The organism is Albimonas donghaensis (genome assembly GCF_900106695.1).
Taxonomy (GTDB): domain Bacteria; phylum Pseudomonadota; class Alphaproteobacteria; order Rhodobacterales; family Rhodobacteraceae; genus Albimonas; species Albimonas donghaensis.
The window spans coordinates 111,183-130,820 of record NZ_FNMZ01000011.1 but is presented as its reverse complement, the minus strand read 5'-3'; the positions used below and the strand labels follow the sequence as shown (position 1 = coordinate 130,820).

The 19,638-nt window shown below is 70.4% G+C and carries 13 protein-coding genes, 1 tRNA gene and 2 riboswitches; of the genes, 6 read left to right on the top strand and 8 right to left on the bottom strand.

The window, feature by feature from the left end; translation table 11 throughout:
* Window positions 1-202 precede the first annotated feature (202 nt).
* The 3 genes from BLV24_RS19705 to BLV24_RS19695 form a co-directional block, all read right to left on the bottom strand.
* Entirely contained in the window at window positions 203-598 is a 396-nt protein-coding gene (locus BLV24_RS19705; protein ID WP_092685049.1) for a RidA family protein, read from the bottom strand.
* Window positions 599-666: 68 nt separating this feature from the next.
* Window positions 667-1,284 (bottom strand): hypothetical protein, encoded by a 618-nt coding sequence (locus BLV24_RS19700; protein ID WP_092685047.1) that lies wholly within the window; start codon window positions 1,282-1,284, stop codon window positions 667-669.
* 20 nt (window positions 1,285-1,304) lie between these two features.
* A complete protein-coding gene (locus BLV24_RS19695; RefSeq protein ID WP_092685045.1) occupies window positions 1,305-2,837 on the bottom strand; it encodes an acyl-CoA carboxylase subunit beta in 1,533 nt (510 codons plus the stop codon).
* Between the two features lie 171 nt (window positions 2,838-3,008).
* Here BLV24_RS19695 and BLV24_RS19690 point away from each other — a divergent pair, with 171 nt between their 5' ends.
* The 6 genes from BLV24_RS19690 to BLV24_RS19665 all read left to right on the top strand — a co-directional run bounded on the left by BLV24_RS19690 (window position 3,009) and on the right by BLV24_RS19665 (window position 9,619).
* Window positions 3,009-4,454: a helix-turn-helix domain-containing protein gene (locus BLV24_RS19690; RefSeq protein WP_092685043.1), complete on the top strand. Its 1,446-nt coding sequence runs from the start codon at window positions 3,009-3,011 to the stop codon at window positions 4,452-4,454.
* A 75-nt stretch (window positions 4,455-4,529) separates the two neighbouring features.
* A tRNA-Ile gene (locus BLV24_RS19685) sits at window positions 4,530-4,605 on the top strand.
* Window positions 4,606-4,951: 346 nt separating this feature from the next.
* On the top strand, window positions 4,952-6,391 hold the full coding sequence (locus BLV24_RS19680; protein WP_092685041.1) for an NAD-dependent succinate-semialdehyde dehydrogenase: 1,440 nt from the start codon (window positions 4,952-4,954) through the stop codon (window positions 6,389-6,391).
* 266 nt (window positions 6,392-6,657) lie between these two features.
* Window positions 6,658-6,933, top strand: coding sequence for a hypothetical protein (locus BLV24_RS19675; RefSeq protein WP_092685039.1), 276 nt, complete (start codon window positions 6,658-6,660; stop codon window positions 6,931-6,933).
* 240 nt (window positions 6,934-7,173) lie between these two features.
* A complete protein-coding gene (locus BLV24_RS19670; protein WP_143040376.1) occupies window positions 7,174-8,202 on the top strand; it encodes a FecR family protein in 1,029 nt (342 codons plus the stop codon).
* A gap of 181 nt (window positions 8,203-8,383) precedes the next feature.
* Window positions 8,384-9,619: an MFS transporter gene (locus BLV24_RS19665; protein ID WP_092685035.1), complete on the top strand. Its 1,236-nt coding sequence runs from the start codon at window positions 8,384-8,386 to the stop codon at window positions 9,617-9,619.
* Between the two features lie 100 nt (window positions 9,620-9,719).
* Here the strand turns inward: BLV24_RS19665 and gcvP are convergent, their stop codons facing one another.
* The 5 genes from gcvP to BLV24_RS19640 all read right to left on the bottom strand — a co-directional run bounded on the left by gcvP (window position 9,720) and on the right by BLV24_RS19640 (window position 18,823).
* Window positions 9,720-12,560, bottom strand: a complete 2,841-nt coding sequence (gcvP, locus tag BLV24_RS19660; protein ID WP_092685034.1) for an aminomethyl-transferring glycine dehydrogenase — start codon at window positions 12,558-12,560, stop codon at window positions 9,720-9,722.
* A 17-nt stretch (window positions 12,561-12,577) separates the two neighbouring features.
* On the bottom strand, window positions 12,578-12,940 hold the full coding sequence (gcvH, locus tag BLV24_RS19655) for a glycine cleavage system protein GcvH (RefSeq protein WP_092685033.1): 363 nt from the start codon (window positions 12,938-12,940) through the stop codon (window positions 12,578-12,580).
* A 9-nt stretch (window positions 12,941-12,949) separates the two neighbouring features.
* Window positions 12,950-14,122 (bottom strand): glycine cleavage system aminomethyltransferase GcvT, encoded by a 1,173-nt coding sequence (gcvT, locus tag BLV24_RS19650; protein WP_245710674.1) that lies wholly within the window; start codon window positions 14,120-14,122, stop codon window positions 12,950-12,952.
* A 57-nt stretch (window positions 14,123-14,179) separates the two neighbouring features.
* Window positions 14,180-14,241: riboswitch (glycine riboswitch) on the bottom strand.
* A gap of 6 nt (window positions 14,242-14,247) precedes the next feature.
* A riboswitch (glycine riboswitch) is annotated at window positions 14,248-14,366 on the bottom strand.
* Between the two features lie 104 nt (window positions 14,367-14,470).
* Window positions 14,471-17,593, bottom strand: a complete 3,123-nt coding sequence (locus BLV24_RS19645; protein ID WP_092685032.1) for an efflux RND transporter permease subunit — start codon at window positions 17,591-17,593, stop codon at window positions 14,471-14,473.
* A gap of 15 nt (window positions 17,594-17,608) precedes the next feature.
* Window positions 17,609-18,823 carry an efflux RND transporter periplasmic adaptor subunit gene (locus BLV24_RS19640; protein WP_092685030.1) on the bottom strand — a complete coding sequence of 405 codons (1,215 nt, stop codon included), beginning with the start codon at window positions 18,821-18,823 and terminating at the stop codon, window positions 17,609-17,611.
* Between the last annotated feature and the right edge of the window lie 815 nt (window positions 18,824-19,638).

Below are 19,638 nucleotides of genomic sequence, written 5' to 3'. Positions count from 1 at the left end.
TGGGTCTGGCTGGGGGTCGGAGCATGGGTCGCCTCGCTCGCATTCGGTGTCCCGAATATGGGCGCGCGCGACGCGAATTTCCATGCGTCGTCCCCGCGCGCCGCCCGCATACCCGAGTCTTTCACCTGGCATACGTCCGGTGCACGCCCGGCGCACGCTTCGCACCCCCCGGTTTTTGGGGTCGATTGGGGGGCGACCAGGCTCACGGCCGCCTCGCGATGCAGTCGATTTCGACCAGCGCTCCGACGGCCAGCGCGGTGACACCGACCGTGGTCCGCGCGGGACGGCGATCCGCCGGGAAAAAGCTCTGATAGGTGGTGTTGAAGGCCGCGTAGTCCCGCTCGAACTCGGTCAGGAAACAGCGGCACTGGAGGACGTGAGACAGATCAAGATCAAGCTCTTGCAGGATGATCTTGAGATTCTCCATCACCCGGACCGTCTGCGCCTCGACGCCCTCCGGCAGGGGCGCGTCGGGGGCGTCCGGGTCGGTGGGCATCTGCCCGGTCAGCATCACCCAGCCGTCGCTCTCCACCGCGTGGGAGAACGGCGCGACCGGGCGGGGCCCGGCGGCGAACAGGTGAAACTGCGGCCCGACCATGGATCAGACCTCTTTCACGGGGCCAGCCGCGCACGGCAAGCCCCTGTATTTCTTATGGAAACCCACGATCAACGCTTCGGCTTCCGGGCCGCGTAGGAGAAGCTGTCATGCATCTCCTCCACCGCCTTCTTGGCGCCCTTGTCGAGCCCCTGGACCCGCAGGATCAGGTCGTCGATCTCCGCGCACAGCGCCTGAACATTGATGTCCATCTCCATGTAAACATAGCGATTTTCACGGATGATGAAGAAATGCGGCGGCACGGTCCCCGCGGCGCGGGCCCGGTCGTGCTGGGCGGCGTCATAGACCTTGAGCGGCCCCGGCAGGGTCTTGCCGAACCCGTCGAGCCGCAGGTCCACATGCGCCGTATCCGCCGCCAGGCCCTTGCGAAGCGTGGTGAATCCCTCGTCCTTCACCCGCAGCAGCCCGCGCAGCGCCGCCGCGCGGTTGGCGGAGCCCTCCGCCTCCGGCCACAGGCTCTGACGGATCTGCCAACCCTCCGCCACGATGGCGTCGAGCAGCGCGGCGATGGCTTCAACCGGCCGCGGCGTCGTGACCAGCAAGGGGTTGAGCGCATTGACGAACCAGCCGATGCGCAGGCAGCGCCGCGCAACCTGGAGCGCATGGGCGCGCACCAGGGCCGGGGTCAGTTCGGGGGTCAGTTCGGGGGCGGCGTTGCCGGTGGTCATACCCGTGTCCTCAGCCGCGCTCACAGCGGAATGTTGTCGTGCTTCTTCCAGGGATTTTCGAGCTTCTTGTTGCGCAGCGCCGCGAAGGCCCGCGCCACCCGACGCCGGGTCGACTGGGGCATGATCACTTCGTCGATGAAGCCTTTTTCCGCGGCCACAAAGGGGTTTGCGAAGCGATCTTCATAGTTCTTGGTGCGCGCCGCGATCTTCTCCGGGTCGCCCAGCTCGGAGCGATACAGGATCTCCACCGCGCCCTTCGCGCCCATCACCGCGATCTCCGCGGTCGGCCAGGCGTAGTTCACGTCGCCCCGCAGATGCTTGGAGGCCATGACGTCATAGGCGCCGCCATAGGCCTTGCGGGTGATGACCGTCACCTTGGGCACCGTCGCCTCGCCATAGGCGAAGAGCAGCTTGGCGCCGTGCTTGATGACGCCGCCATATTCCTGCCCGGTCCCCGGCAGGAAGCCCGGCACGTCGACCAGAGTCAGGATCGGGATGTTAAAGCAATCGCAGAACCGCACGAACCGCGCCGCCTTGCGGGAGCTGTCGATGTCCAGGCAGCCCGCCAGCACCATCGGCTGGTTGGCGACGACGCCGACGGTCTCGCCCTCCATCCGGATGAAGCCGGTGATCATGTTCTTCGCGTAATCGGCTTGAATCTCGAAGAAATCCTGCTCGTCCGCGACCTTCAGGATCAGCTCCTTCATGTCGTAGGGCTTGTTCGGATTGTCCGGGATCAGGCTGTCGAGCGAGGTCTCGATCCGGTCCACCTCGTCGAAGAAGGGGCGCACGGGCGGCTTCTCACGGTTGGACTGGGGCAGGAAATCCACGAGGCGGCGGGTCTGGATCAGCGCCTCGACGTCGTTGTCATAGGCCCCGTCGGCCACCGAGGACTTGGAGGTGTGGGTCTTGGCGCCGCCCAGCTCCTCGGCCGTGACGACCTCGTTGGTCACGGTCTTCACCACGTCCGGGCCGGTGACGAACATGTAGGACGAGTCGCGGACCATGAAGATGAAGTCGGTCATCGCCGGCGAATACACCGCGCCGCCCGCGCAGGGGCCCATGATCACCGAGATCTGGGGCACGACGCCGGAGGCCATGATGTTGCGCTGGAACACGTCGGCGTAACCGGCGAGCGAGGCCACGCCTTCCTGGATGCGGGCGCCGCCCGAGTCGTTCAGCCCGATCACCGGCGCGCCGTTGCGCATCGCCATGTCCATGATCTTGCAGATCTTCTGGGCGTGGGTCTCGGACAGGGAGCCGCCGAAGACGGTGAAATCCTGGGAGAAGACATAGACCATGCGGCCGTTGACCGTGCCCCAGCCGGTGACGACGCCGTCGCCGTAGGGGCGGTCCTCCTCCATGCCGAAATCGGTGCAGCGATGGGCGACGAACATGTCGTATTCCTCGAACGATCCCTCGTCGAGAAACAGCTCGATCCGCTCGCGCGCGGTGAGCTTGCCCTTGGCATGCTGGCTGTCGATCCGCCGCTGGCCGCCGCCCAGGCGGGCCGTTTCGCGCCGCAGCTCAAGTTCCGCAAGGATGTCGTTCATCGCGCGCCCTTTCCCTCTCCGGTCGGTCGCGAACCTTAACGCCGCGCCCGGTCTCCGGAAACCTCTGTCTGGCGGAGTTGCGAAGTCGGCCTCACTCGACTATTGCAAATTGCGAATTTGCGAAGTCCGGCGAGGCGATCCACAGATGCTCCCTGCAACCATCATCGTGAAATGACCCGCGCCCGCAAGCTTTACGCCGGCGCCCAGCTGCGCGAGGCGCGGCGCGACGCCGGGCTGACCCAGGCCGCCTTCGCCGATGCGGTCGGGGTTTCCCTGAGCTATCTCAACCAGATGGAGAACAACCACCGGCCGGTCTCCGCCGCCGTGCTGCTGGCGCTGGCGGATCGCTTCGGAACCTCCCTGACCACTTTGTCGCTGGGCGAGACCGAACGTCTGACCGCCGACATGCGCGAGGCTCTGGCCGATCCGGTGTTCTCCGGCGCCCAGCCGCCGCCCGCGGACCTGGATCTGACCGCCTCCAACGCCCCCGGCCTGGCGCGCGCCTTTCTCGCCCTGCACCGCGCCTATCGGCAACGCGGAGAGCGGCTGGCCAGTCTCGACGACGCGCTGGGGCGCGAGGACGCGCTCGCCCCCCAGCCCTGGGAGGAGGTGCGCGACTTCTTCCATTATTGCGACAACTATATCGACGCCGTGGACCGGGCGGCGGAGAGCTTCGCCGCCGCCGCGGGTCTTGGCCCCGGCGCGCGCGACCCCATGGCCAGCGCGGCGGCCTGGCTGGAGGCCCGCCACGGGGTCGCGGCGCGGACCGCCGACATCCCCGAACTGCGCCGGCTGGACGGAGAGGCGCTGACCCTCTCCACCCGCGCCGCGCCCGCGACCCGGCTGTTCCAGCTTTGCGTGCAGGTGGCGCTGACCGCCCATGCGGACCTGATCGAGGCGACGCTGGATCTCGCCGGCTTCGGCTCCGCCGAGTCCCGGGCTATCTGCAAGATCGGGCTGGCCAACTATTTCGCCGGGGCCGCGGTGATGCCCTATGGCCGCTTTCTCGCCGCGGCGCAGGAGACCCGGCATGACATCGAATTGCTGGCCGAACAGTTCGGCGCGAGCCTTGAGCAGGTCGCGCACCGGCTCTCGACCCTGCAACGCAAGGGGGCCACGGGCCTGCCCTTCTTCTTCGTGCGGGTCGACCAGGCCGGCACCATCACCAAGCGCCACTCCGCCACACGGCTGCAATTCGCGCGCTACGGCTCCGCCTGCCCGCTGTGGAACGTGCACCAGGCCTTCGAGACGCCGGGCCGCCTGATCCGCCAGCTGGCCGAGACGCCGGACGGGGTGCGTTACCTCTGCCTCGCGCGCGACGTGACCAAGCCCGGCGGCGGGTTCCGCCGGCCCACCCGGCGCTACGCCATCGGCTGGGGGTGCGAGGTGCGGCACGCCGGCGCGCTGGTCTATGCGGACGACCTCGACCTGGCCTCGCCCGCATCCTACGAGCCGATCGGGGTCAGCTGCCGGATCTGCGAGCGCGCCGACTGCCATCAGCGCTCCGTGCCGCCGCTGAAAGCCGCGATCGAGGTCGATCCGACCCGGCGGGACCTGCTGCCCTACCGGCTGGCCGCGCCCGGCGGCGGCCGCGCCGCGTCCGATCAGACGTCCTGACAGGCGCGCGAGGCCGATTGACCCCCGAGGCGCCGCGAGGCTATCGAATGGGGGCCGAAACAGGCTGAGAGACGGGGGCCCGTAGCTCAACGGTTAGAGCAGGCCGCTCATAACGGCTTGGTTGGGGGTTCAAATCCCTCCGGGCCTACCATTTCCCCCTGCCGCCCATCGCCGCGCGCGCGACTGTCATCATATCTCCACATCCGCCCTCCGGCGCCGCGCGCGGTTGCCGAAGGCGCAACCGAACGCGCAGGCGAGGCATTCGGACTCGCGCGCCCCGAGGCAGCTTCGAATCCTTGCCTCGGGGCGCGCAACTCATCATATCTCTTACCGTCGAGCGCGGGATCGGGATTGACTCCGACCCCGCCGCGCGCCTCCTGTGGGCGCGCCCGACGCCCGATCCCGGCGCCGGCGGTTGCTATTCGCGCCGGAAGGCCCAGATCTGCGACACGGAACAAATACGCGGCGGGCGACCCGACCCGCCCGGAGGAGAGCCGATGACCGACTACCCCAACACCCAGCTCCTGATCGACGGCGAATGGCGGGGCGGCGCCGAGGGCCGCACCATCGACGTGCTCGACCCCGCCACCGATGAAGTGGTCGGCACGGTCGCCCACGCCACCAAGCCCGATCTGGACGAGGCCCTGAAGGCCGCCAAGCTGGGCTTCGCCACCTGGTCCGGCGTCTCGGCCTACGAGCGCTCCAAGATCATGCGCAAGGCCGCCGACAACCTGCGCGCCAACGCCGACGCCATCGCCCGCATGATGACCTTCGAGCAGGGCAAGCCGCTGGCCGAGGCCAAGGGCGAGACGCTCGCCGGCGCCGACGTCATCGACTGGTTCGCCGAGGAAGCCCGCCGCACCTACGGCCAGATCATCCCGGCCCGCGCGCCGGGCGTGATGCAGATGGCGATCAAGCTGCCGGTCGGCCCGGTCGCCGCCTTCACGCCGTGGAACTTCCCGATCAACCAGGTGGTGCGCAAGCTGTCCGCGGCGCTGGCCGCCGGCTGCTCGATCATCGTCAAGGCCCCGGAGGAGACCCCGGCCTCCCCCGCCGCGCTGATCCAGGCCTTCGTCGACGCGGGCGTGCCCAAGGGCGTGATCGGTCTCGTCTACGGCGTGCCGGCCGATATCTCCGAATACCTGATCCCGCACCCGGTGATCCGCAAGATCACCTTCACCGGCTCCACCCCCGTGGGCAAGATGCTGTCGGCGCTGGCCGGTCAGCACATGAAGCGGGCGACGATGGAGCTGGGCGGCCACGCCCCGGCCATCGTGTTCGACGACGCGAATCTCGACGTGGCCACCAAGGTCCTGGCGATGTCCAAGTTCCGCAACGCCGGGCAGGTCTGCGTGTCCCCGACCCGCTTCCTGGTGCAGGAGAAGGCCTACGACAAGTTCGTGGCCGACTTCACCGCCATGGCCTCGGCGATCAAGGTCGGCAACGGCTTCGACAAGGACACCCAGATGGGTCCGCTGGCCAATGAGCGTCGCATCCCCGCGATCGACGCCCTGGTCAACGACGCGCGCGAGCGCGGGGCGGAAGTCACCACCGGCGGCGAGCGCATCGGCAACGTGGGCAACTTCTACCAGCCCACCGTGGTCGCCGGGGCCGCGGTCGACAGCCGGATCATGAACGAGGAGCCCTTCGGCCCCGTCGCCATCATCAACCGGTTCAAGGACCTGGACGAGGTGATCGAGGAGGCCAACCGCCTGCCCTTCGGCCTCGCCTCCTACGCCTTCACCGGCAGCCAGGCGACCGCCGACGCGCTCGGCCGTCAGGTCGAGGCGGGGATGACCACGATCAACCACAACGGGCTCGCCCTGCCCGAGGTGCCCTTCGGCGGCATCAAGGATTCGGGTCACGGCACCGAGGGCGGCTCGGAGGCGATCGAGGCCTACCTGGCCACCAAGTTCGTCACCCAGGCCTCCATCTGAGGCGGATGACGCGGATCGGGCGCGCGGTTCGCCGCGCGACCCGGATGCGACGCGAAGACCCGAATGCCCGGCGGAGCGATCCGCCGGGCATTCGCATGTCCGGTCCGCCAGCCCGACCCGAACCCGACCCGAACGCGCCCCGAACGCGCACCGAACGCGCAGGCCCCGGAGCGCGCCTCGCGGGGCGCCTTGACGCAATGTCGCGCTTTGCGGGAGCCCACCCTGAGCCGTAGCCTTGCGCATTGCTGACGGTCGGAGGTTTTCGAATGGCCCGCCCCATTGGTCGCTGCGTGCGCGCGGCAGGCTTGCTCTCGCTCGGTGTTCTCGCCGCGCCCGTCTCGGCGGCGCCGGTCGAATACTACATCTCCGCAGGCGCCTACACGGACATCTACGGCGGCGCCTCCGGGTCCGGCCCGGTCGGCCCGATCAACGGCGCCTTCACCTATGACGCGGCGACGGGCGCGATCTCGGACGTCCATATCGCCGTCGTGGACCAGGTTCACCGCAGCGGCTTCGAGCTGCCCGCCGACCCCGCCCTCTAGCGTTTCGTCAGGGCCGACGGCCTCGATGGCAACGGCGCCCAGGCGCTCAGCCTGCGCGGGACGCTGCCCGAGGCCGGGCGGCTGATCTTCGCTCCCGCCATCTTTCCCGGCACGAGCGTCGGCACGCCCAGGCTGCGCACCGTCACCTGCTACACGATTTCCGGTCAGCCCTGCCTGGCCCACGGAACCGGGTCGCCCAGCTACCGCGGCTTCGGCGCGCTGTTCGCCGGCGCCCTGCCCGTGGCGACGCGGCCGTCGTCGGGGATGGAGCTGACCCTGACCGACAGCGCCGGCGAGGACGTGAGCGACCCGTTCGGCCGCCTGCGCATCCTGCCCGACGGCGCCGATCGGGCGGGAACCGTCGGCGAGACGACGGGCGAGGTGCTTGTGCGCCGCGCCGACGGCACGACCTTCACGCCCCGGCCCGGCGACGCGATCGGCCTCGGCGACCGGATCGAGACCATGGACGACGGCACGCTGCGGCTCGACCTGGACGACGGCTCGGAGTTCGATGTGCCGGCGGACACGTCGCTGGACATCGACGCCTTCGTCTACGATCCCGACAGCGACGACACGCCCTACGAACTCAACCGCCCGGTCATGGAGTTCATGCGGACTCTCCATCGGATTCCGCGGGAGCCGGAGCCCGACTTCGACGACGACACGTCCAAAAGCAGCCTCGGCATCCGCGGCGACGCCGAGGAGGAGCTTCGGCGGCATCTGCTTGAAAACCCCGAAGACGTCCTCGGATATGTCGGCATCTACATGGAGACCGCGTCGCCGGTCGGCGTCTCCACCCTGGTCGCGGCCTCGGACGACATCGCCGTGCTGAGCTTCGACTACAGCTTCCTGTCGGGCGCGGGCTTTCTGTCGGTGGAACTGGGCGGCACGGAGATCTTCTTCGACATCGCGGGCGACGCGGGGGAGATGCGCAGCGCCTCGCTGTCGCTCGATATCGGCGATCCGGGCCGGCTGAGCGAGCTTCTGATCCGCGTCGATGGCGAGGCCGGGCTGGGCTTCTCGCTCTGGAACGTGATGTTCGACGGCACGCCGCTCGACGATCTCGACGCCTTCGCCAGGCTGGGCGCCGGTCCGGTCACCGCGGCGCTGATCGCGAGTTCCGAGGAATACGACCGGATGCTCGCCGGCGCGGGCGTGGTTCCGACGCCGGTTCCCGCCGCGGGTCTTCTGCTGGCCGGGGCGCTGGGGGCGATGGCCCATGTCGGGCGGCGACGCCGGACGCGGGCGTGGACCCGGGTCGGGGCCTGAGCCGCCCGGGCCCGCCGCCAAGGCCCGGCCCCGGGCCGCCATCGAGGCCGCATCCGACCGCAGGGCGCGCGGAGATCCGACCAGTCCCCATGCGCCCCGTGCTGAATTCCGCTTGTCAGCCGAGGTCTGGCGCGACTATCCCGTAAGGCGAACATACAACCTGCGGGGAAGGAATCCGGCCATGGCCGACGCGCCGAAGACGACCGGGACCCTGAGCGGCACGGACGCCTATCGCTGGATCATCGTGGCGGCGGCGGCGGTGATGCTCGCCATGGCCATGGGCCTGCTGGTCAACGGGCTGTCGGTGTTCTTCCTGCCGCTGGAACTGGAATACGGCTGGGCGCGCGGGGATATCGGGCTGATCAACACCGCCGGGCTGGCGGGGCTGGCGACGGGCGGCGCGCTGATGGGGCGCTTCGCGGACCGCTTCGGCATCCGCCCGGTCTGCGCGGGGGGCGCGGTGGCGCTGGGGATGTGCCTGCTGGCGGCCTCGCAGGCGCAGAGCCTCGCGCAGTTCTACGTGCTGTTCTTCCTCGCCGGCGCCTTCGGGGGCGCGGCCTTCTTCGCGCCGCTGGTGGCGATGGTCGGCGGCTGGTTCGTGACGGGGGCGGGCATGGCCATCGGCATCGTCTCGGCCGGCCAGGCGCTGGGACAGGGCGCGCTGCCGCTGGTCTCGGCCCTGCTGATCGAGGATCTGGGCTGGCGCGGCGCCTTCGGCGTGCTGGGCGGCGTCACGCTGGCGCTGCTGGTCCCGCTGGCGCTGGTGGTGCGCGACCCGCCCCGCCCCGCCGCCGCCGCGCCCGGCGCCCCGGCCGAGACCCCGGCCACGCCCCTGCCTCACCGGCTGGTGATCGGCGCGCTTTGCGCCGCGGTGCTGGGCTGCTGCACCTGCATGTCGGTGCCGCTGATGCATCTGGTGCCCTACATGCAGGGCTGCGGCGTGGGCGCGGCGGATGCGGGGGGCGTGATGTTCGCCATGCTCTGCGCGGGCATCGCGGGGCGTCTGTTCTTCGGCCAGCTCGCCGACCGCATCGGGGGCGTGCGCGCCTATCTGGTCGCCTCGGCCTGGCAGACGGTGATGGTCTTCGGCTTCACCTTCTTCCAGGAGCTCGACGGCTTCTACCTCTACGCGGTGCTCTACGGGTTCGGCTATGCGGGCGTGATGACCGGCGTGCTGACCGCGACGCGGGCGCTGAGCCCGGCCTCGCGCCGCGGCTCGGCGATGGGGCTGGTGACGTCCTTCGGCTTCATCGGTCACGGCATCGGCGGCTGGGTCGGGGGCATGCTGTTCGACCTGACCGGCGCCTATCAGGCGACCTTCGCGCTGGCCGCGCTGGCCGGGGCGGCGAACCTGGTCATCGTCGGCTCGCTGGCCCTCGGCATCCGCCGGGCGGAGGCGCGGGCGGTTCCCGCCTGACCCCCGCGCGCTCCGGCCTCCGGACGACGAAGGGGCGGGCCATCGCGGCCCGCCCCCTTTCGTTTCAACCGCTCGCGCCGGGCGAGACGCCCGTCTCGGCCTATTCCGCCGCGTCGGCGTAGCTCTCCATCGGCGGGCAGGTGCAGACCAGGTTGCGGTCGCCGTAGACGTTGTCCACCCGGTTCACCGGCGGCCAGTACTTGTCCACCCGGAACGCGCCCGGCGGGAAACAGGCCTGCTCCCGGCTGTAGGGCCGGTCCCAGTCGCCCACCAGGTCCTCCACCGTGTGCGGCGCGCGCTTGAGCGGGTTGTTCTCCCGGTCCAGGGCGCCGTCCTCGATCGCCTGCGCCTCCGCCCGGATCGCGAGCATGGCGTCGCAGAAGCGGTCCAGCTCGGCCTTGGGCTCGGATTCCGTCGGCTCGATCATCAGGCAGCCCGAGACCGGGAAGCTCATGGTCGGCGCGTGGAACCCGCAATCCATCAGCCGCTTGGCGATGTCGTCCACCTGCACGCCCGCGAGATCCACAAGCGGCCGCGTATCCAGGATCAGCTCATGCGCCACATGCCCCGCCGGCCCGGCATAGAGCACCTTGTAGGCGCCCGACAGCCGCGCCGCGATGTAGTTGGCGTTGAGGATCGCGACCCGCGTCGCCTGCGTCAGCCCCTCTCCGCCCATCATCAGGCAATAGGCCCAGGAGATCGGGAGGATCGAGGCCGACCCCCATTCCGAGCCCGAGACCGCGCCCTCCCCCGTCACCGGATGGCCGGGCAGATAGGGCGCCAGATGCGCGCCGACGCCGATCGGCCCCATGCCGGGACCGCCGCCGCCATGCGGGATGCAGAAGGTCTTGTGCAGGTTGAGATGAGAGACGTCCGAGCCGATGTCCCCCGGCCGCGCCAGCCCGACCATGGCGTTGAGATTGGCGCCGTCCATGTAGACCTGCCCGCCCGCCTCATGGGTGATCCTGCAGACCTCGCGCACGGTCTCCTCGAACACGCCGTGGGTGGAGGGGTAGGTGATCATGCAGGCGGCGACCCGGCCGGCGTGTTTCTCGGCCTGGGCACGGAAATCGTCGACGTCGATGTCGCCGTTCTCCCGCGCCTTCACCGGCACCACCTTCCAGCCGACCATCTGGGCGGAGGCCGGGTTGGTGCCATGGGCCGAGGTCGGGATCAGGCAGACGTCGCGCGCCCCCTCGCCGTTGGCCTTGTGATAGGCCCGGATGGTCAGCAGCCCGGCGTATTCCCCCTGCGCGCCCGAATTGGGCTGCATCGACATGGCGTCGTAGCCGGTCGCGTCGCAGAGCTTTTCCGACAGGTCCTTCACCAGCTCCGCATAACCGGCCCGCTGCTCCAGCGGCGCCTGCGGGTGGATGTTGGAGAACTCCGGCCAGGTGATCGCCAGCATCTCCGCGGTGGCGTTGAGCTTCATGGTGCAGGAGCCGAGCGGGATCATCGCCCGGTCCAGCGCCAGGTCGCGGTCCGCGAGCCGGCGCATGTAGCGGGTCATCTCGGCCTCGGCCCGGTTCATGTGGAACACCGGGTGGGTGAGATAGTCGGTCTGCCGCGACAGCGCCTCGGGCAGGCGCGGCGCCGGCGCGGGGCCGGAGACGGGCTCGCCCCCGAAAGCCCGCAGCACCGCGTCGATATCGGCGTCGCGCACCAGCTCGTCGAGCGTGATGGCGATCTTGTCGCCGTCGACGGCGCGCAGGTTCACCCCCTCCGCCGCCGCGGCGCGGATGATGACGCCCTGAAGCGCGCCGACCGTCACGAGGATGGTGTCGAAGAAGGCGTCGGGCCCGACGGTGAAGCGCAGTTTCTCCAGCCCCTCGGCCATGCGCACGGCCTTCAGGTGGACCCGCTGGGCGATGGCCTTCAGGCCGGCCGGCCCGTGGAACACCGCGTACATCGAGGCCATGACCGCCAGCAGCGCCTGCGCCGTGCAGACGTTGGACGTGGCTTTCTCACGCCGGATATGCTGTTCGCGGGTTTGCAGGGCCAGGCGGTAGGCGCGGTTGCCCCGCGCGTCCAGCGACACGCCCACGATCCGCCCCGGCAGCGCGCGTTTATGCGCGTCCAGGCAGGCCATGTAGGCGGCGTGGGGTCCGCCCCCGCCCATGGGAACGCCGAAACGCTGGGTGGAGCCGACGGCGACGTCCGCCCCCATCTCTCCCGGGCTTTTCAGCAGGGTCAGCGCCAGCGGATCGGCGGCGACCACGGCCAGCGCCCGGGCGGCGTGCAGGGCCGCGATCTCATCGGTGAAATCGCGCACCGCGCCGTTGACGCCGGGATACTGGAACAGCGCGCCGAACACCGTCTCGGGCGCCAGCGTGTCCGGGGCGCCGACGATCACCTCGATCCCCAGCGGCTCGGCCCGCGTCTTCACCACGTTGATGGTCTGCGGCAGGCAGCCCTCGTCCACGAAGAACGCCCCGGCCTTGGACTTCGACTGACGCCGGCACAGCGCCATCGCCTCGGCCGCCGCGGTGGGCTCGTCCAGCAGCGAGGCGTTGGCGATGTCGAGCCCGGTCAGGTCGCACATCATGGTCTGGTAGTTCAGCAGCGCCTCAAGCCGGCCCTGGCTGATCTCGGGCTGATAGGGCGTGTAGGCCGTGTACCAGGCCGGGTTCTCCAGGATGTTGCGCTGGATGCAGGGCGGCGTGACCGTGCCGTGGAACCCCTGCCCGATCATCGAGACCATGACCCGGTTCTTGTCCGCGGTCTGGCGCAGGTGGAACAGGACCTCGCGCTCCGACAGCGCCGGGCCGAAGTCCAGCGGCGCCGCCTGGCGGATGGCGGAGGGCACGGTGGCGTCGATCAGCGCGTCGAGGCTGCCGACCCCGATGGTCGCCAGCATCTCCTCCATCTCGGCCGGGGAGGGGCCGATATGGCGGCGATTGGCGAAGTCATAGGGATCGTAGTCGGTGAAGCTGAAAGGCATGGGGGCGTCCTTGGGGCTCAATCGATCATGGCCTTGTATTCGTCTTCGTCCATGAACTCGGCCAGCGCGCCCACGTCCTCGATCTTGACCTTGAAGAACCAGCCCTCGCCGGAGGGGTCCTCGTTCACCAGGCCGGGGGTCTCGACGATCTTGGCGTTGATCTCGACGATCTCTCCGTCCAGCGGGGCCGCGATGTCGGAGGCGGCCTTGACGGATTCGATGGTCACCACCTCGGCGCCGGAGGCGACCACGTCGCCCACTTCCGGCAGTTCGATGAACACGATGTCGCCGAGCTGCTCGGCGGCGTGCTCGGTGATGCCGACGGTGACGATGTCGCCGTCGAGGTCCAGCCACTCATGGTCTTCGGTATACTTGGTCATGGCGAGGTCTCAGCGCTTGTAACGATGGGGGACGAAGGGAAGGTCGGCGACCAGCGCGGGAAGCCGCTTGCCGCGGACCTCCCCGAACAGGCGGGTTCCGGGGGCGGCGAGCGCGGTCGGCGCGTAGGCCATGGCCATCGGGCCGCCCAGCGTGGGCCCGAAGGCGCCGGACACGACCTGGCCCACCGGCTCGGCCGCGTCCTCGCTGTCGAAGATCGCGGTCGGCGGGCGCATCGGCGCGCGGCCCTCGGGACGCAGGCCGATGCGCAGGCGGGACGGGCCGTTCTCCAGCTCCGCCAGGATGCGCGCGGCGCCCGGGAAGCCGCCTTCGCGGGCGCCCCCGGTCCGGCGGATCTTCTGGATCGCCCAGCCCAGCCCGGCCTCGGCCGGCGTCGTGGTCTCGTCGATGTCGGAGCCGTAAAGGCAGAGCCCCGCCTCCAGCCGCAGGCTGTCCCGCGCGCCGAGGCCCGAGGGCGCGACGCCCGCCTGCTCCAGCAGCGCCTCGGCCACGCCCTCGGCCCGGTCGGCGGGGATCGAGATCTCGAACCCGTCCTCGCCCGTGTAGCCGGAGCGCGAGACCAGACAGGGCACGCCGGCCAGCGCGGTCTCCGCCACGTCCATGAACTTCATCGACGCGACCGAGGCGCCCAGCGCCGAGGCCGCCGCCTCCGCCCGCGGTCCCTGCAGGGCGATGAGGGCGCGGTCGGTCAGCGCCTCGATCTCGCAATCGTCCGAAAGATGGGCGCGCAGATGGGCGAGGTCGTGATCCCGCCGCGCGGCGTTCACCACGAGGAACAGGTGATCGCCGCGATTGGCCACCATGAAATCGTCGAGAATGCCGCCGTTCGGCGCGGTGAACAGCCCGTAGCGCTGCCGGTCCGGCGCCAGCCCCGCCACCGAGATCGGCGCGATCCGCTCCAGCGCCAGCGCCGCGTCCTCCAGCTTGCCGGAACGGGGGCGCAGGATCACCTGGCACATGTGGGAGACGTCGAACAGCGCCGCGCCCTCGCGCGCCGCGGCGTGCTCGCGCAGGATGCCCGAAGGATACTGCACCGGCATCAGCCAGCCCGCGAAGGGCGCCATGCGGGCGCCCAGGCTTTCATGCAGGGCGGTCAGCGGCGTGCGCGCCAGCGCCTCGCCGGACGCGTCGCCCTGCCCGTCCATCTCGTCATGTTCGCTCATAAGCCCCCCAGTCGATGCGCAGCGCAGGCGGCGGTCTCCCGCTCGCCGAACCGCCCCCGCTGTCCTTCCGCCTGAGATCGCTATCCCTTCGGCGGGCGCGTCCGCGCCACTCTCCAGCGTTCCGATCGACCCCGCCGGTCCTTTCGCCTGAGAGTTTCCGGGGCGGTTGCTCCTTCGGCCCTGGCGGGGGCGCTGCGGGCAGTGGTCCGCAACGCTCGTCGCCAGCGTCTCCCAACGGGTCGGAATCAGCGTAGACGCGGGCCATTGGCCGCGCAAGGGGCGATGTTGCAGTGCGGCGGCGGTGAGGGCGGGGGGCGGCGGCGGTGAGGAGGGGGGGCGGCGCCCGCCCTACTCGGCCGGCGTTCGGGTCTCCGCCCCCGCGGCGCGATCGTCGGCGGCCAGCGCGCTCTCCAGTTCCTGCGACACCGCCCCCCGGGACCGGGTATGGCGCACCATCAGGTCGTAGAGCACCGGCGTCAGGAACAGCGTCAGCAGCGAGGCGATGCCGAACCCGCCCATGATGACCAGCCCGATGGCCTCGCGCGCCTCGGACCCCGCCCCGGTCGACCAGACCAGCGGCAGCGCGCCGAGCAGCGTCGAGATCACCGTCATCGCCACCGGCCGCAGGCGGGCCACCGCGCCCTCCAGCGCCGCCTCGCGGACCGAATAACCCTCGTCGCGCAACTGGTTGGCGAATTCCACGATGAGAATGCCGTTCTTGGCCATCAACCCGATCAACAAGACCAGCCCCACCTGCGTGTAGATGTTGAGCGACTGGTCGAAGAGCCACAGGGTCGCGAAGGCCCCCGTCAGCCCCAGCGGCACCGTCAGCAGGATCACCAGCGGGTCCACGAAGCTTTCGAACTGCGCGGCCAGCACCAGGTAGACCACGAGGATCGCGAAGACGAAGGTCCACACCGCCCCGCCCGAGGTCTCCTGGAACTCGCGGCTCTGGCCGTCGAAGGCGATCTGCGCCTCGGCGGGCAACACGCGGGCGGCGGTGGCCAGCACCGCCTCCACCGCCGCGCCCAGGTCATAGCCCTCCTCCAGCGCCGCCGAGATCTCGATGGCCGGCAGCCGGTTGAACCGCGCCAGCTCCGGCGAGGCCGCGCCTTCCGAGGAGGTCAGCAGCGCCGACAGCGGAATCAGCGCCCCGGTGGTGTTGGAGCGGACATACATCGCCCCCAGATCCTCGGCCGTGCGGCGGCTGTCCTCCTTCGCCTGAAGGATCACCGGATATTCGCGACCCCGCTCGATCCAGCCGGTCACCTCGCGCCCGGCGAAGAAGGTCTGCAGCGTCGCCCCGATATCCTCGACCGACACGCCGAGATCGTCGGCCAGCGCCCGGTCGACCTCGATGCTCAGCTCGGGCTGGGTCTCCTCGTAGTCGGTCTCCAGGTTGCGCAGGCCGGGTTCCTCGGCCAGCGCCTCCAGCAGGGTCTTCGACCATTCCTGCACCGACAGGAAATCCGGGCCCAGCACCTTCACCTGCAACGGCGTGCGCGACCCGCGCAGCCCCAGCCCCGACGGATTGATCGGGAAGGCCCGCGCGCCGGGCAGCGAGGACACCGGCCCGATCAGGGAGCCGACGATCTCCTGGCTGGTGCGCGCCCGCGCCTTCCAGTCCGACAGGCGCACCACCACGAAGGCGCGATGGGTCTCGCCCCTGAACCCGATGATGGAGAAGATCCGCGCCGCATCGCCGGTGTCGAGCAGGGGCAGCAGCCTGGTCTCGACCTCCGCGACCTCGCGGTCGGTATAGGCGACGGTGGCCCCCTGCGGCGCGGTGACGGCGACGAAGAACACGCCGCGATCCTCGCGCGGGGAAAGCTCGCGCGACAGCTGCTCGTTCAGCCAGGCGGCGGAGCCGGCGATGGACAGCGCCACGACGATGATGACCAGCGGATAGCCCATCACGCCGCGCAAGGCGGCGCGGTAGCCGCGCTCGATGGCGGCGAAGACCCGGTTCACCGCCCGCTCCAGCATTCCGCCGGAGCCCTGGCGCAGCACCCGGTGGCACAGGACCGGCGTCAGGGTCAGCGCGACGAAGGTGGAGAACGCCACGGCCACCGCCATAACGATGCCGAATTCGGTGAACAGCCGCCCCACTTGCCCGTCGAGGAACGAGATCGGCACGAAGACCGAGACCAGCGTGATCGAGGTCGCCAGCACCGCGAACACCACCTGGTCGGAGCCCCGAAGGGCGGCGGCGGCGGGGGGTTCTCCGCGCTCCACCCGGCGCTGGATGTTCTCCAGCACCACGATGGCGTCGTCGACCACGATGCCGATGGCCAGGATCAGCGCGAAAAGCGTGAGGATGTTGATCGAGAAGCCGAAGGCGTAGATCCCCGCCACCGCGCCGATCAGCGCCACCGGGATCACCACCGCCGGCGCCAGCGTGGCGCGCGGGGATCCGAGGAACACGAAGATCACCAGCACCACCAGCCCGACCGCGATGGCCAGCGTCTTCAGCACCTCCTCGATCGAGGACTGGATGAACACCGCGTCGTCGGAGCTTACGAAGATCTCCATGCCCGCGGGCATCGAGGCGCGGATGTTCTCCAGCTCGGCGCGCACCGCCTCTGAGATGGCGATGGTGTTGGCCTGGCTCTGCCGCTGCACCGACAGCCCGACCGCGTTGCGGCCCTCGGAGCGCACGATGGTCTCGTCATTCTCCGAGCCCACGGTGACTTCGGCGATCTCGCCCAGCCGGACCGGTGCGCCGTCGACCACCGAGACCACCAGCCGCCGGAAATCCTCCGGATCGTCGAGCCGGGTGGCCGCGCGCACCTGGAACCGGCGCCAGAGGGAAATCACGTCGCCGGCCGGCAGCTCCAGGTTGTTGGCGCGCAGGGCCGCGGCGATCTCGGTCGCGGTCAGCCCCCGCGCGGCCATGGCGGCGGGGTCGAGCGCGATGCGGATGGCGTAGCGGCGCTGGCCGTTGATGGTGACCGCCGCGACCCCGTCCAGCGTCGCCAGCCGGTCCACGATATAGCGTTCCGCGTAGTCGGTGATCCGGGGCGGGTCATGGCGGTCGGAGACGATGGCCAGCCGCATCACCGGATCGGAATCGGAGTCGTTCTTGTAGACGCGGGGGTCGTCGGCCTCTTCCGGCAGGCGGTTGACGATGCGCGCCACCGCGCCGCGGATGTCGTTGGCCGCATCGTCCACATCGCGCGAGGTGACGAAGGTGACCACCACCCGGCTGTCGCCGCGCTCGGACGACGAGGCGATGCGCTCCACCCCCGCCACGCCGGCGACGGCGCTTTCCACCACCTCGGTGATCTGGGTGTCCACCACCGAAGGCGCGGCGCCGCGCCAGGAGGTGGAGATGGTGACGGTGGCCGCGTCCACGTCGGGCAGCTCGCGCACCGGAAGGCGGGTCAGCGACACCAGGCCGATGACCACGATCAGCAGGGACAGGACCGCCGCGAAGACCGGGCGGCGGATGAAGAAGCCGGGAAAGGACATGGCGCGCGGTCCCCGTCAGCCGGCGGAGCGGATCGGAGCCGCCCCCGATGCGGCGGGCGTCGCGGCGGGCGTCGCGGGGCGTCCGGCCCGGGACGGCCCCGAGGGCGGCGCCGCGTCCGCGCGCTCGCTCGGCGCGGGTTCGTCGGCGCGGGCCTCGGGGCGCAGGGCGCCCTCCGTCTGCAACGCCCTGGCGGGCACCCCGTCGCGCACCTTCTGCACGCCGCGGGTCACCACCCGCTCTCCGGCCTCTAGGCCCGAGATGATCTCCGCCTCCCCGGCCCGGCGGCCGCCCACGACGACCTCGCGCCGCTCGATCCGGTCGTCGGCGTTCAGCACGAAAACATGCACGGCGCCCGCCTCGACCACCAGCGCCTCCTCCGGCGCGATCACGCCCTGACGGGCGTCGAGCACCAGCTCCACCTGCATGAAGGCGCCCGCCGGCAGCCGCAGGCCGTTATTGGGAAACCGCGCCCGCACCCGGAAGGCGCGGGACAGCTCGTCCACCCGCCGGTCGATGGAGCGGACCTCGCCCAGGAAGGACTCGTCGGGGAAGATCGAGGTCGTGGCCCGCACCGCGCGCCCCACCGCCACCTCGCCGAAATGCCGCTCGGGCACGGCGAACTGCACCTCAAGCTCGGAGATGTCGTCCAGCGTCGCGATATTGGCGCCCGAGGACACCACCGCGCCGGGATCGATGGCCGCGAAGCCCACCACCCCGTCGAAGGGCGCGCGCAGGTAGCGCCCGTCGAGATCGGCCTCCGCCGCCGCCTTGCGGGCGCGGGCGCGTTTCAGCAGCCCCGCGGCCACGTCGAAGGCCGCCGTGGTCACCCGGCCCTGTTCGCGCAGCGCCTCGGCGCGTTCGAAGGCGGCCTGCGCCTCCTCCAGCGCGGCGGAGGCCTCGGCCAGCGCCGCCTGCTCCGCCGCATCGTCGAGCCGGGCCAGGACCGCGCCCGCCTCCACGGCGTCGCCGTCGTCGAACAGGATCTCGGAGACCCGGCCGGTATCGGTGAAGCGCAGCTCGACCGAGCGCAGCGCGCGTCCGGTGCCGATGGCCGAGACCACGCGCTCCACCTCGCCGGCCCGCGCCTCGGCCACCGCCACGGAGACGGGCGGGCGCTTGCGGGCCTCGCCATCGCCGGCGGCCTCCTGCGGGAACTGCGTCTGGATCGCCCATCCGGCGCCGCCGGCGAGCGCGGCCAGCACGACGATCTGGCGAAGAAGAGAGGCCATGAGCTTCCTTGAAACGAGACGGAGGATGCGGGACGGGGGATGCGGGACCGGGAAAACGGGACGGCGAATGCGGGACTGACACGCGCCTACGCGCGCGCCGTCGCGACCGCCCGCGAAAGTCCGTTCGCAGGACGATGACGAGGATCGGTTCGCGCGGCGCGGCGCAGGTCGGCGCGGCCGTCATCTGACCCGCCCCCGGACGGCGCGGCAAGCGGAATCAGCTGTCGACGGATCAACACTCCGGCGCCGAAAACGACTCGCTCCCGTCGCCGGCGCCGCGCGAATCCGCAGGTTTTAACCTTACCACCCCTGGAACCCGCAAAAGTCGCCGCGCTGTTAATGCAGATTTTATGGAAGCCCGGCGCCGGAAAAACCGGGGCGACCGGCCGGTCGGACGACCCTCGCGGGCCCCGAATGGGATCGAATTTCACTTTGCGACCCAATGCGATGGCGAAACTCCGCGCGCCTCGCCAGGGCCCGAGACATGCCGGCGCGACCGATCGCGCGCCGTCCCCTTGTCGTGAAAGGACGCAAGGTTATTAACCTCAAGGGCATTTCATTTGCCGTTAATCGGGGCTATACAACGGCCCGTAGCGTCCGCTGGCCATGTAGGCCGGTGATGAGCCGGCCCTGTAGGCCGGTGACAAGAATGACCCGACCCAACCGTGACTGGGGCAGACACGGCGGGTGGTCAGGGTCAGTCGTAAAAGCGTTTCTGCGTCTCAAATACAAATTGCGTGCGCTGTCGGGGGGGTCCCGGCTGCGTTCTGGGGACTCACGTGGTCCGCTCCTGGGTAGGAGCGTGCGCCCGCGTG